Annotated in this window: 14 protein-coding genes and 2 pseudogenes; 8 read left to right on the forward strand and 8 right to left on the reverse strand. The window is 68.6% G+C overall.

What is annotated here, in order from left to right:
* Positions 1 to 4: 4 nt before the first annotated feature.
* Positions 5 to 1,504, reverse strand: a complete 1,500-nt coding sequence (locus tag AC3IYI_RS38915; protein ID WP_489408149.1) for a cytochrome P450 — start codon at positions 1,502 to 1,504, stop codon at positions 5 to 7.
* Positions 1,505 to 1,572: 68 nt separating this feature from the next.
* On the opposite strand from AC3IYI_RS38915, the gene AC3IYI_RS38920 reads away from it, so the two are divergent.
* Positions 1,573 to 1,728: a hypothetical protein gene (locus AC3IYI_RS38920; RefSeq protein WP_489411820.1), complete on the forward strand. Its 156-nt coding sequence runs from the start codon at positions 1,573 to 1,575 to the stop codon at positions 1,726 to 1,728.
* A gap of 523 nt (positions 1,729 to 2,251) precedes the next feature.
* On the opposite strand, the gene AC3IYI_RS38925 is transcribed toward AC3IYI_RS38920, so the two are convergent.
* From AC3IYI_RS38925 to AC3IYI_RS38940, 4 genes and pseudogenes are all read right to left on the reverse strand, one after another.
* Positions 2,252 to 2,578, reverse strand: a complete 327-nt coding sequence (locus AC3IYI_RS38925) for a PAS domain-containing protein (RefSeq protein ID WP_489408150.1) — start codon at positions 2,576 to 2,578, stop codon at positions 2,252 to 2,254.
* A gap of 253 nt (positions 2,579 to 2,831) precedes the next feature.
* Entirely contained in the window at positions 2,832 to 3,356 is a 525-nt protein-coding gene (locus AC3IYI_RS38930; protein ID WP_489408151.1) for a hypothetical protein, read from the reverse strand.
* Between the two features lie 453 nt (positions 3,357 to 3,809).
* Complete coding sequence (locus tag AC3IYI_RS38935) at positions 3,810 to 4,292, reverse strand: DUF7144 family membrane protein (RefSeq protein WP_489411821.1); 483 nt, start codon at positions 4,290 to 4,292, stop codon at positions 3,810 to 3,812.
* Positions 4,293 to 4,356: 64 nt separating this feature from the next.
* A pseudogene (locus AC3IYI_RS38940) lies at positions 4,357 to 5,026 on the reverse strand (diacylglycerol/lipid kinase family protein); the annotation flags it as partial.
* Between the two features lie 272 nt (positions 5,027 to 5,298).
* On the opposite strand from AC3IYI_RS38940, the gene AC3IYI_RS38945 reads away from it, so the two are divergent.
* The 3 genes from AC3IYI_RS38945 to AC3IYI_RS38955 all read left to right on the forward strand — a co-directional run bounded on the left by AC3IYI_RS38945 (position 5,299) and on the right by AC3IYI_RS38955 (position 6,537).
* On the forward strand, positions 5,299 to 5,700 hold the full coding sequence (locus AC3IYI_RS38945; RefSeq protein WP_489408152.1) for a hypothetical protein: 402 nt from the start codon (positions 5,299 to 5,301) through the stop codon (positions 5,698 to 5,700).
* A gap of 301 nt (positions 5,701 to 6,001) precedes the next feature.
* A complete protein-coding gene (locus AC3IYI_RS38950) occupies positions 6,002 to 6,235 on the forward strand; it encodes a hypothetical protein (RefSeq protein WP_489408153.1) in 234 nt (77 codons plus the stop codon).
* Positions 6,236 to 6,246: 11 nt separating this feature from the next.
* Entirely contained in the window at positions 6,247 to 6,537 is a 291-nt protein-coding gene (locus tag AC3IYI_RS38955; protein WP_489408154.1) for a hypothetical protein, read from the forward strand.
* 166 nt (positions 6,538 to 6,703) lie between these two features.
* On the opposite strand, the gene AC3IYI_RS38960 is transcribed toward AC3IYI_RS38955, so the two are convergent.
* Entirely contained in the window at positions 6,704 to 7,132 is a 429-nt protein-coding gene (locus AC3IYI_RS38960) for a DUF4240 domain-containing protein (RefSeq protein WP_489408155.1), read from the reverse strand.
* A 118-nt stretch (positions 7,133 to 7,250) separates the two neighbouring features.
* Between AC3IYI_RS38960 and AC3IYI_RS38965 the strand changes: the two genes are divergently transcribed.
* A protein-coding gene (locus tag AC3IYI_RS38965) for an IS5 family transposase (protein WP_489408156.1) occupies positions 7,251 to 8,059 on the forward strand; the annotation gives its coding sequence in 2 pieces (ribosomal slippage) (positions 7,251 to 7,599 and positions 7,599 to 8,059; 810 coding nt in all).
* Between the two features lie 103 nt (positions 8,060 to 8,162).
* Positions 8,163 to 9,026 carry an IS5 family transposase gene (locus tag AC3IYI_RS38970; protein WP_489408157.1) on the forward strand — a complete coding sequence of 288 codons (864 nt, stop codon included), beginning with the start codon at positions 8,163 to 8,165 and terminating at the stop codon, positions 9,024 to 9,026.
* Positions 9,027 to 9,115: 89 nt separating this feature from the next.
* On the opposite strand, the pseudogene AC3IYI_RS38975 reads toward AC3IYI_RS38970, so the two are convergent.
* Positions 9,116 to 9,373, reverse strand: a pseudogene (locus AC3IYI_RS38975) (helicase associated domain-containing protein); the annotation flags it as partial.
* Between the two features lie 199 nt (positions 9,374 to 9,572).
* On the opposite strand from AC3IYI_RS38975, the gene AC3IYI_RS38980 reads away from it, so the two are divergent.
* Entirely contained in the window at positions 9,573 to 10,970 is a 1,398-nt protein-coding gene (locus AC3IYI_RS38980) for a hypothetical protein (RefSeq protein ID WP_489408158.1), read from the forward strand.
* Positions 10,971 to 11,085: 115 nt separating this feature from the next.
* Here the strand turns inward: AC3IYI_RS38980 and AC3IYI_RS38985 are convergent, their stop codons facing one another.
* Entirely contained in the window at positions 11,086 to 11,178 is a 93-nt protein-coding gene (locus AC3IYI_RS38985) for a DUF397 domain-containing protein (RefSeq protein ID WP_489408159.1), read from the reverse strand.
* Between the two features lie 248 nt (positions 11,179 to 11,426).
* Between AC3IYI_RS38985 and AC3IYI_RS38990 the strand changes: the two genes are divergently transcribed.
* Entirely contained in the window at positions 11,427 to 11,909 is a 483-nt protein-coding gene (locus AC3IYI_RS38990) for a hypothetical protein (RefSeq protein ID WP_489408160.1), read from the forward strand.
* Positions 11,910 to 12,135: the final 226 nt, after the last annotated feature.

The raw sequence follows: 12,135 nt of genomic DNA on the forward strand, positions 1-12,135 counted from the left end.
TCATTCATCTCGAACGTGTGTTCCGTACGGAGGGTTCAGGGGTCCATCTGTCCGTAAAGCTCGGTCCAGTTGGGGCCTGGCTGGCTGTGGGCGTCGAATCTGAGTGGGCTGATTCAGCCAACCTCCGATCGGGCTGCGGCGCGGGCAGCACACACGCGGAGCTCCTCAGCCGCGGCCATTGCGCGCTCCAGCGGCTTGGCCGTCGAGCAGCACGTCCAGGAGTTCCCAGGCCGAGGAGAAGCTCGCGCCGGTGCACGGATGACCGGGACCGGCCGGAGTGAGCTGCTTGGCGAGCTCGCGGGCCGCGGCCGGGGCGCAGTACGGTGCGGCCGACGAGGCGGAGGCGGCCGGTCTCGTTGTGGCGGCCGAGGAGAAGGAGTTGGGGGTGTGTCAGGGTGCCGGTGATGGCGCCGACGATCGCCTCGGTGGTGTTTCTGCGTCTGACCTTGGTCCAGCCGCGGGCGCCGGGCCGGTAGTTCTGGTTGAGGTCTTTCAGGACCACACCTTGTACACCCTCGGTCACTGACCATGTAACTAGCGCCTTGATCGTGAGCGCGTGGCGGGTGCGGGTGACGCTGGAGGAGTTCGACCTCCCTCCGGACGGAAGGCGCAGGGTTTCGGTCACCACCCGGTCGATCTGTTCCAGGCGTGCCAGGTCCTCGAACCGCGCCGGCGCCCCCGCCAGGACATCGGTCGCTTCCTGGCGCACGGCAGCCTGCACCTCGGGATGTCGGGCCAGCAGGTGCATGCACCAGGCGAGCAGGCTGGCCGACGCCTCCGCGCTGGCGGCGAAGAAGGTGATGACCTGGTCGACGAGTTCGATATCGCTCAGCCGGCTCCCCTCCTGCCCGCTCACTGGGTCGACCGCCTGCAGCAGCGACGACAGCAGGTCACCGTGATCGGCTTCGTCCACCCGGCGCGTGTCGATGATGGACAGGACCGTGCTGATCAGGCGTGCGTATGCGGCCTCGTAGCGTCGGTTGCCCAGGAACGGCTGCCGGCGCAGGGCCTCGGGCATGAGCATCCTGCGGACGATGCCCTCCAGGACGACGGTGAGGTCCTCCCCGCAGTCCATGACCTCGGACGGCGACAGGGTGGTGGCGAACATGCTCTTCACCGAGGCCTGCACGGCGATCTCCGTGACCTTCGGCATGACATCGATGGTCCGCGCTCCCTGCCAGCCCAGGAGCGCGTCGTCGACCACATCGCCCATCAGCGCGGCGTAGGCCGGGAACCGGCTGGGGTGGAAGGAGGGCTGGCTCAGTCGCCGCTTGCGCCGGTGACGCGAGTGGGGACAGGTGCCCAGCCCGTCACCCAGGACATCGCGGACCCGGTCGAAGAGCGGGCCTCCCTTGTCGAAGGTGCGGTCGTCGAGAAGAACCTGCCGGGTCAACGCCGGATCACACACCATGATCATCGACTGCGGCCCCAACCGGATCCGGACCAAGCCACCGTGCGCGGGCAACGACGTGAGGAAACCCAGAGGATCCCGGGCGAAAGACATGGTGTCTGGACGGCCAGGAGCTGGACCAGGGAGACATCACCCGCGGCTACGAGACGGCGGTCGGCACCATCGTGCCGGTCTCCGACGCTGACCTTGACGCGCTTCCGCTGCCGACGGCGAAGGCGATCGAGATCGTGGCGTTCGTGCCGGCCCAAGCGCGCGGGTTCGTAGATTCCCGAAGCCTGCAACGAGGGAACCCGTGCTCCAGCCCCGACTCTACGTAGGGTCGATGTACGGGTTCAGGGCGTGCTGCGAGATCTTCCGCTCGGGAGCGGCCGGGACCTCCAGCGTGAGCGGGTGACGGCACCGGGGAAGACGCTCAAGGTCACGCTTGGGAGGTCACGCCTGAGCGACGTGGGCGCTGGTGTCAATGTGTGGATCACTCAGACAGGACGGCTTCAGGGCGTGGCCTATCGGGCCCTGGACACTCTGGAGGAGGGCGGTTTCCGGGAATACGCGTGGGGTGCCAACGACGTCTGCCCGATTTCATCAGCTGCGGAGGCCACGGAGACCAAAGACCTGTGGCGCTCTTGCGAGAGCTGGCACACAGCTCAACGCCGCGACGAACAGGGCGTTTCGACACCAGAGCCCCCGGATGGGCGGGCTCAAGAGCTGATGCCCCGGTCCGTCGTCAACGTGTACGCCGAAACAGCGCAAAACGAACCGCTCCCCTGGTACTACGACGGTCAGCTGGGCGTAAGCCGTGTCTTCGCAGACTGAGTGGCCGCCGTCCCCTGGCCGAGAGCATCACCACGCTGGTGGAGCGACCGGAGGAGGGCTGACCACCGAGATGGCGAGCCCGAGCGCCCGGCCCTGCCGGTCCGCCAGTCGGAAGGCCGAGACCGCGTGCAGATGCTCGTGGGCCAGGTCCGTCTGCGGTCGGGCCCGAACGACATGGTCCCGGACGGGGACGCCGCTCTCCAGCACGCCCCGCACGAGGACCTCCGCCTCGCCCGGGTCCACCAGGTCGTACGCCTCGGGGAAGCGGCGCCCGATGAGATCCTTCGCGTGGACGCCCTGCATGGCGGACGTGGCCGTATTGATTCGGACGACCCGCAGCCCGGTGTCGATCACGTGCAGACCCACCGCACCGGGGACTGGGTGAACAGGGCATCCAGCAGAGCCTGCTCGACCTCGTTCACCGGAACGGAACCTTCGGCTCGAATCACGGACGCCACCTCCCGGGACCGGATCGCGACTCTCCGACCGCCGAGAGCCCTCCGTTCAAGGTCTATCGCCTCGCAGTGGACACCGCTAGCTGGACCGGATGCCTCCGCCGTGGCTCCCGTCCGCGCGGCGCGTGCCGGTCCGGCCTCCGGCGAACGGGTCAGTGCCCGAGCGCCGCCTTGGCAGCCACGATCACCAGGCCCAGAGCCAGGTTGACCAGCCCTTCGACCGCCGCCTGGCGGCGACTCGCGCCGGCCCGGACCGAGCCCACCACCGCCCAGGTGACCTGCTGGGTCACGGCGACGCCCAGGGCCAGCCAGGCCGTCCCAGCCAGCTCCAACCCCAGGGCCGGACTGATCAGGACCGCCGCCGCGGGGAGCATCGCCGCCTCCACGATGGACCACTCGTGCTTGGCGACATGACGGACTTCCCGCCAACTGAACCTCTGTCCGACCATCCGCTCGCCGGCCAGCCGCGCGTACACATGGGCCAACCAGAAGACCAGGCCGGTGACCATCAGTAGGACGGTGAGCTGTACGCGCGGGTACTGACCGACGGCACCCGCCGTCGCCACAACCGAAGCGGCGAGCATGGATCCGTAGACAGCACCCGCGTAGTCCGTGCGCTCGACCGCGCGCGGCTCTCCGTGGTCTCCTTCCCGGGGCTGGACAGGCGGACTGTTCATCCACCGAGCGTACGAGGCATGGTCGGAGTCGCAAGGCGCGGCGGGCCGCTGCGGGCCGAATCCACCGAATGGCCGCCGGGGGCAGACCTCCCGGTGAACAGCAGCCCAGAACGCACGAAGGCCGGCCACCCCGAATCGGGATGGCCGAGCTTCACTCGTGTCGCGCGGGGGAGCCACCGGGCCTCGCCCCTCAGCCGGCCGGAGCGCGCAGGAGCCGCTCCCGCGTACCCTCGGGTGCTCGCCGCAGAACCGGTGCGGCGGAGCTGAGTGAAGCGGCAAACGCGGCGACGAGATGGTGCGGCACGCGAGCGTGCGGTACGGCCGGGCGGGGCGGACGGCAGTCCTTCGGCCCGCCCGGCCTCTGCAGAAGCAGGTATCCATCCGTGTTCATCCGGATCAGGCGTGGGCTCGCGGCCGTCTCGGAGGCCGCGGTGCTCTGCGTGCCGACGTCCTTCAGGACACCTGAAAGGAATGGGCCGGCATCATGCTGACCCTGACCCTGACCCTGACCCTGACCCTGGGCCTTGGCGGGAAGGCGGAGACGGCCAAGCTCGACGGCCAGGAGTTCCACTTCGACGACGGTTGGCGCATGACCGCGAGGGCACCTGGGAACTCTACGAGCCCGGCCGACATGGCGATCATCAGGATCGACCAGGCCGGGTAGTCGGGGAGGGACAGGAAGTTGGCGATGATGACGAGCGCGGCTATGCCGAAGCCAGCCACGCGGGCCCATGTTGCCGTCCGGAACAGCCCGAAGCTCACGAGGAGTGCGATGACGCCGAGGGCGAGGTGTATCCAGCCCCATGAGGTCAGGTCGAATGTGAAGACGTAGTTGGGAGTGGTGAGGAAGACGTCGTCCATGGCGATCGCCATGATGCCGCGGAAGATCCCGACGAGGCCGGTGATCCCGAGCATGGCGGCGGCGAAGGCGGTCAGTCCACCTGCCCAGGCTTACCGCGTTGTGTCTGCCGGCCGTTCGGTGCGCGTGGCGGTCATCGTGATCCAACGGGGCCGCGGCCCGCGGCACGCCAGGACGGTGCCGTGGCACGCGCACGCGCAGGGCGCCGGGCGCGATACGGCAGTGCATGGGAGTGGAAAACACCAGGGCTTCCCCGTCGACACCGACCGGGACGGCGGGAGCGTCGGCGTCGACGACGACCTCGCGGGTGGTGACGGCGGTCAGCCCGCGGCCCTGCCTGCCGTGCAGCAGCAGCCCCGCCGCTTCGGCCGCGCTCGAGACTTCGACGCCGAGCACCCCCAGTTCACCGGAATCCAGTCGCTCCCGGCGCCCGAGCCCCGCAGAGTCACCCTTCTCGTACGGGTTGTTGCTCACCAGCACGGCCTGGGGACCGTCCAGGACCAGCGCATCCGCACGGACGCTCAGCCGCGAGCCGCTGTCTTGCGTCAGCAGAGCCGGCAGCATCTCCAGAATGGTGCGGGCCGTGTCGTCCGTCGCCGCCTGCAACACCCAGCAGGTCGGCCCAGTCCTCGACGGCCTGCCGTGCCAGCTCGGCCACGTCCTGACGCCGGGCCGGATCCACCACGACGACCTCGGCACCCAGGGCCCTGGCCCGCTCCGCCAGGCGGAACTTCCCGACCTTTCCGCCGCCCGAGCGCGGATTCATCATCACGAAGGGCCGCTCGGCCCGGACGGCGGGGTGCTCCGGCATGCTCGACGCGGTGTCCTTGGCAAGAGCGGCGCTGCCCGCGGTGACGGCCAGCGCCCACAGACCGACTGAGGTCAGCACGACCCACAGCAGCCCGGCGGCCGAGTACAGAAGCAGGACGGCGAGCGGTGCGACGACCACCAGAAGCCCGGCAAGCCCCCTGATCCAGCCTTTGTGGTTGAGCTTCCACCACACGCCTGCCGCCGTGAGGTCGAACGGGGTTGCAGAGTCCGCTAGTTCGGATCGGTCCGGACAGGAACACATCAGGTGGAGACATGAGTCAGGACAACCCCGTACCGCTGGATAAGCCATCCGTGCCGCCGCGTCCCCCGGCGGCGCCGCACGTCCCGCAGCAGCACACCCAGGGTGGCCCCGGCCAGCCGTACCACGCGCAGCAGAGCTACCAGCAGCAGCAGTACCCGCAGCAGCAGTACCCGCAGCAGCAGCAGTACGGCCAGCCGTACCCGCAGCAGTACGGCCAGCCTATGCCGCCCATCATCATCAATAACTCGGCGGCGTCCTCGGCCAGTGCCGCCGCGGGGGGCGGGTGGGGGCGGGCCCCGTACCGCAGTCAGTCCATTGGCGTGCACTTCGTGCTGTTCATGTTCACGGCTGGCATCGGGAACGTCCTCTACGCCATGTCGGTCTCGAACCACAACCGCCGCAACGGCTACTAGCCCCCCTCGGCCCGCTGGTTCCCCGGCCCCTGCTCGGCCCTCGGAGCGGGGGCCGACCCATGCCCGCGGCTCCGGGTGCCGGGCCCGGCGGGGGAGGACCCGCTCGTCCCCGCCGGCCCCCGCGGTCCGGCGCTCGAACGGGGCGAGTGCGGCCAGTGTGGCTGTCGGGTCGGGGTCCGGCACGGCAAGGAACGGTGCGTGGCCTGTGGGCAGTTGACTCCTGAGAATGGCTCCGGGTGGGATGATCTGCCCGGGGCGACGACAACCAGGACCAGGACGACCGAACCATCGAGGGGGAAGCATGAACAACCCACACAACCCGACTTCTACGGCTCTCCAACTCCTGACGAGTATCGAGATGTTGGCCAAGAAATGGGAAGCCGAGGGCAATCACGAAGACGCGCGGACGGCCCGAGAGAAAGGGCCGCGGTTCGCCGCTGACCTCTCCGAGCTAATCGCCACCAACCCGGCAACCATGATCCCGGTCCTACAGGCGATCACTACCACCATGCTCGCCAACCCTGGCACCGCGTGATAGCGGCCCTCGTGTTCTCCGGAACCACTCAGGCCGCCTTTGAGGGCCTGGCGCCCAAACAGCGTCGCCAGATCACCGAAGCTCTCGACAAGGCCGCTGGAAAGAAACCAGGCAAGCTCGGGGTGTGGCGCTCCGGCCCGAAGCACCGGCTGAACGTTACCTACGAAGTCGCCGCAGACCACGTACGGGTCACCGGAATCTACACCTGGCCCTCTCGCCCCACCGCAGCCCCGTACAGGGGGGCCGACATGCAAAAGGATGGCCGCGGAGGCTGGATGCTCCGCAACCGCCACGAGGAATAGCCGGCCACCTCGACGGGGCTACGGCCCCCACACTGTCCCTGACGGTGCGGGGGCCGACCCAGCCACCTCGACGGGTGGCTTTGTTCATGTCAAGCGGGTTCTGGCACACATTCCGTGAGGACGATCAACGACGCTGGAGTTCGTCACCACCCGCAGGCCATGGCGTTCAATCAGTCCAGCCCTCGGTATTGGAGCAGGATTCGTAGGAGTAGCGGGTATCGCGATCCCACTCCTCCCCGGTGATTCGTTTGTATGCCCGGTCCGGGGTGTAGAGCAGGTGCTCGGCCCAGATGAGGTCGGTGGCGTAAGGAGTGAAGACCGAAGGGTCTTGGAGGACGCTGTCGAACTCGGTGCGGCCGGCGGCGACGACCGCGGCACGGGTGTAGAGGAAGGCGTCATCGGACAAGTCGTGTCCGTACTCCTTGCGGTCCAGCCGGTAGAGCCCCCACGGCAGTTGTTCGGCAAAGCCGATGACCAGCGACAACGGGGACTGGGCAAGCCGCTCGGTGAGCGTGGCTGCAAGGAGTTCGGCGTCCGGGTCAGGTTCCGTGGGCCTACAGTCCTCGATGAGCTGCCAGAAGGCGTCTTCGTTCATGCCGGCGAGCATGCCGCAGCGGTCTGACACTCCTGGCTCCGGGTCACCAGTTTGCTGCGGCTGTGAGTGGGCGTTAAGAAGCCATCTCATTTGGTCCTCGCGGGGTAGGCTCTCGTTCATGGTGGGGATCGTTGAGCGGCTGGTGCCGGACGAGTTGTGGGTGCTGTTCCAGCGGGTGGTGCCGGAGGCGCCGTCGCGGCCCCAAGGCGGTGGACGGCGCCGGCACGGTGACCGTGAAGTACTGGCCGCGATCGTGTTCGTCGCGACGTCGGGTTGCACCTGGCAGCAGCTGCCCACGGCATCGTTCGGCCCTTCGGGGGCGACAGCCCACCGACGGTTCTCCGAGTGGAGCAAGGCCCGCGTGTGGGCAAAGCTCCACCGCCTGGTCCTCGACGAACTCGGCGCCCGCGGCGAGCTCGACTGGTCCCGCTGCGCGATCGACTCGGTGAACATGAGGGCCTTGAAAAGGGGGATCTGACAGGTCCGAATCCTGTCGATCGGGGCAAGTACGGCTCGAAGATCCACTTGATCACCGAGCGGACCGGTCTGCCCCTGTCCGTCGCAATCTCGGGCGCCAACCTGCACGACAGCCAGGCCCTCGAGCCCCTCGTCCGCGACATACCGCCCATCCGCTCACGCCGCGGACGCCGACGACGCAAGCCCGGCAAGCTCCACGCGGACAAGGGCTACGACTACGCCCACCTGCGACGATGGTTACGCGGACGCGGCATCAAACACCGCATCGCCCGCAGAGGCATCGAGTCCTCACAACGGCTCGGCCGCCACCGATGGGTCATCGAAAGGACCATGTCCTGGCTCGCCGGCTGCCGACGACTCCACCGCCGCTACGAACGCAAGGCCGAGCACTTCCTCGCCTTCGCCAGCCTTGCCTGCACCCTCATCTGCTACCGCCGACTGGCCAAATGAGATGACGTCTAAGTCCGACCTTCCTCGGTTCGTGATCGCTCGATCGTGGTACTGATCGCCGTCCGGGCCGCCTGGTGAGCATGTCCGTGCTGAGATGCGGGGCGTGAAGAGAGAGCCGTACCTCAGCGACTTATCGGACGAGCAGTGGGCGTTGATCGAGCCGATGATCACGGCCTGGAAGCAGGACAGGGTGGCGCGGTCGGCGACCGGAGATCCCGGGTCCTGCGACCTCCGGGAGGTCGTGAACGCGATCTTCTATCAGAACCGGACGGGCTGTCAGTGGCGATTCCTGCCACATGACTTCCCGGCCTGGTCGGCGGTGTTCTACTACTTCGGCCTGTGGCGCCAGGACGGGCTTGACCAGCGGATCCAGGAACTCCTGCGCTGCCAGGTGAGGGAGAAGGCCCGCCGATTAGAGGACCCGTCCCTCGTGATCATCGACACCCAGTCCGTCCGTGCTGCGGCGGGTGTCCCCAGGACCACGACGGGGCTGGACGCGAACAAGAAGGTCTCGGGGCGCAAGCGGGGACTGGCCGTCGACGTGCTGGGGCTGATCATCGGCGTCGTCGTAATGGCTGCCTCGGCGCACGACAACGCCGCCGGCATCGCCCTGCTCGACCAGGCCGCCGAGCGGTGCGGAATGCGCCTGGAGAAAGCCCTGGTCGACCAGGGCTTCAAGGAAGCGGTCATCGTTCACGGCGCACTGCTGGACATCGGCGTCGAGGTCGTCCGCCGCAACCACGCCGACCAGGGCAAAGGGTTCGTCCCGCAGCCCAAGCGGTGGGTGGTCGAGCAGACGAACGGCACCGCGGACACCACTCCCGCTGCTCGGTCGACAGCTGCGCCCACGTGCCCGGTTCCTGCTGCCGCCACCGCCACTTGCCCACGTCGTCCTCCAAAGACCACGCCTGGTGCGATGGCCGACAGGACACCGTCGGCGTCGACAAGGTCCGCCAGGACGCGGTAGTGCTGCTGCCAGTCCAGCTGCCACGGGCAGTCCCAGTCCGGGGCGATCACCGTCAGCTGCTGCGCGCGCTTCGCCGTCCGCTCCGGGTCCTTGCCCAGGCCGCCTTTCCGGCGCAGGTTCGCCATGTGCTGCCCGATGGGCACCATCGCCTCGCCCTCGCCCCACATCGCGTCCTGACGCGGCGCGAGGTGCCCGGTTGCCCGCCGGTAGGACCGGAGTGCGGCGAGCTTGTTCTCCCACGCCTCCTCGCCCGGCTCCCAGACCATCCCGGCCTCCGGCGCGTCCAGCAGGGTCTTGCGCCTCTCCTCGAGTTCGCCGGCGCGCAGGGCCTTGCGCTGTTGGTGCACCCATCGCCCGAGGGGGAAGTCCTTCGTGACGCCGACCTCGACCTCAACGTCGTAGGGCAATACAGCTAGGCCAACGATGTGTCAGTGGTGGCTCCTAGCCTGATGGTTACGACGCGTGGTCGGGGAGACCCGACCACCCCGTCCGTCACGCCCTGCGAGGAAACGGTCCGCGTAGGGCGAAGAGAAGGGGACCATACAGATGAAGACTCGACGACGAGTGGGCCGGGCCGCGCTCACCGCGGTCCTGGGGCTGTCGCTCCTGGGTGTCGGAGCACCCGCCGCGAGCGCGGACGCCAACAGCGGCGCACTGCCGATCAGCTCGTATAAGGACATCGTGGTCGACGGCGTCCACCAGCACGTCTTCCTCAGCGACCCGGTCGGCGGCAGCGTCCTGGTGACCGACTACCAGGGCCAGGTCGTACAGCGTATCGACGGTGCGGCCGGCGCCTGGGGGCTTGCCCTCTCCGCCGACTCGGGGACGCTCTATGTGGCGTTGCGGGATGCCGGGGCGATCGCTGCCGTGGACACCGCCACCCTGCGGGAGACCGCGCGGTTCGACACCGGCACCGGTGCGGGCGTGTACGCCGGCCCTACCTCGCTGGCGACGGCTGGCGGCCAGCTCTGGTTCGGCTATGCCAAGGACACCTGGACGGGCGCGCTCGGCTCCGTGGACCTCTCGGACGCCGAGCCGACGGTCACCCTGGACCACGTCATGGACGATTTTGGCGGCTTCCCGCACCTGGTCGCCTCCCCGGCGGATCCGGACCTCCTGGTGGCCGCCGAGGCCGACGGCAACTCGGTCGCCGTCGCGCTGTACGACGTGGGTTCCGGGCAGGCCGAGCGGCGTGAGCAGAAGGTGGGTCCCGGCCCTGAGGGATGCTCCAGCCTGCAGGATCTCTCACTGACGCCGGACGCGAGGCAGGTGGTCGTCTCCTGCGCCGAGCCCGACGTGCACCAGGTGTTCAGCGCCACGGACCTGACTCACCAGGGCCAGTACGCGGTCGATGGCAACCCCGTCGCGGTGGCCGTCGCCCCGGACGGCACCATAGCCGCCGGTACCTACGCCGGCGGCGGACAGCCGGACGTCTCGCTCTTCACGCCGGGTGAGGCGGCGGCGTTCAAGAACTGGGACCTCCCGGCGACCTCGGACGAGTTGTACGCGCCCGAGGACAGGCTCCGCTCGGCGGGCCTGGCCTGGGCGCCCGACGGCGGGCGTCTTTTCGCGGTCACCGAGATCGGCGCAGGCCACCTCACGTCCGTGGGGCTGCGGGTCCTGGACATGCCGCAGGTCTCCACCAGCCTCACCCTCACGGCACCCGCCACCTCACCGCGCAACCACGACCTGACGCTGACAGGCCGTGTGGTCTCGCCGGTCCCTCTCACGGCGGACAGCACCGTCGACGTCATACGGCTCGACGACCCCTCGCTCGGCGAGGGCACCCACATCGGCACTGCCCCAGTGGCCGCCGACGGCACCTTTAGCTTCGTCGACCTGCCACGTGCGAAGGGCTCCGTGCAGTACACCGCGCACTATTACGGCGACGCGCGTCACGCCTACTCATACGGATCGGTCACGGTGGACATCGTCTCGGACTGACCGCTAGCCGCGGCCCTCCCGCCCTGCATGCCGTGAGAGGGCCGCGGTACCGGGCAGCGGTGGGTCTCTGGTGGGCGGTCTCCGCTTCCGCAGTCGAGCACGCCACTCGGGAGGTCTACCTGCGGGTGTGCGCGAGGAACGTGATGAATGCGGCCGGGCTGAGCTGGAGGAGTGGTCCGTCGGGCCACTTCGAGTCCCGGCCGGCCATGACCCCACGGCGCCAGGACCGCCCCACACGCCGGACACGTCAGCCGACCCTGCCGAGGCTGACGCTCCACCAACAGCACGTCCGAGTCCACAATCAGCACCGACAGCCTCCGCCTGACCTGCAACGATCAGCCGGAACCTCTCCAGAGGGGCCAGTATTCATGTTCGGATCACCCGGTCGGCGGCCTCGTCGAGAACAGCCTCACCCCCGCCGTGCTGCCGTTCCCGGGCAGCAGGGATGATGCCTCCGTGGCGACCAACCTTGAGCTCTTCGCGGACTACTTCCAGATCCACGTCCTGGACCAGGAATCCGAAGGAGATTTCAGCGGCGTGTGGACCGAACAGACCGTCTTGGACGGGCTCGGCGTCATCGAGGATGCCCTGGCCATCGGCACCGCCGTCAACGACACCGTGGCGGTCAGTGTCCGTGTCCTCGCAGATCAACCGGACGACGACAGCGACGATTTCGACCACGTCGTCGAGGCGAGCCTCCACACGCCCTCGGGACGGCTCATCGTGATGGGCTGCACCGACTACCTCGATGACGCGGCGCGATTCGACGTGCCTGCCGGCTGGACCCGAGCCCGAGCCTCTCGGCGAAACCTCGCCGCTGCCATCCGCTGGCTCGAGTCAGACGAGGAGCCCGAGGCGACCGAGGAGGTCCGGCTACAGACCTGGCCCGCTCCGTTCTCCGCACCGCACATCGTCAAGCGGTGGACCCAACCGCAATAGCCTCCGCCGCGGTACAGCTCTTGGTGTCCACCGTGTCGTCGCACACCAAGTCCGCCCTAGGCCTCCGGCCTCTCACACGGACGTCTCCACCGTGGCTGTCGCCAGGCCACTCGTTCCTTTTCATACAGAACGTCGCACAACACACCAGCACGCGGCCTGGGCACGCAAACAGGGTCCAGGCCGGCGAGCCCGAAGCCAAGTTCCACCTTGCCGCCGACAGCCGCTT

The organism is Streptomyces sp. GL_148, from assembly GCF_057834205.1.

Bases quoted from the DNA above. Each gene is read 5' to 3' on its own strand.
- AC3IYI_RS38915 (WP_489408149.1), bottom strand. From the start codon at position 1,504: ATGTCTTTCGCCCGGGATCCTCTGGGTTTCCTCACGTCGTTGCCCGCG.
- AC3IYI_RS38930 (WP_489408151.1), bottom strand. From the start codon at position 3,356: ATGAACAGTCCGCCTGTCCAGCCCCGGGAAGGAGACCACGGAGAGCCG.
- AC3IYI_RS38945 (WP_489408152.1), top strand. From the start codon at position 5,299: ATGAGTCAGGACAACCCCGTACCGCTGGATAAGCCATCCGTGCCGCCG.
- AC3IYI_RS38950 (WP_489408153.1), top strand. From the start codon at position 6,002: ATGAACAACCCACACAACCCGACTTCTACGGCTCTCCAACTCCTGACG.
- AC3IYI_RS38960 (WP_489408155.1), bottom strand. From the start codon at position 7,132: ATGAACGAAGACGCCTTCTGGCAGCTCATCGAGGACTGTAGGCCCACG.
- AC3IYI_RS38980 (WP_489408158.1), top strand. From the start codon at position 9,573: ATGAAGACTCGACGACGAGTGGGCCGGGCCGCGCTCACCGCGGTCCTG.
- AC3IYI_RS38985 (WP_489408159.1), bottom strand. From the start codon at position 11,178: ATGGCCGGCCGGGACTCGAAGTGGCCCGACGGACCACTCCTCCAGCTC.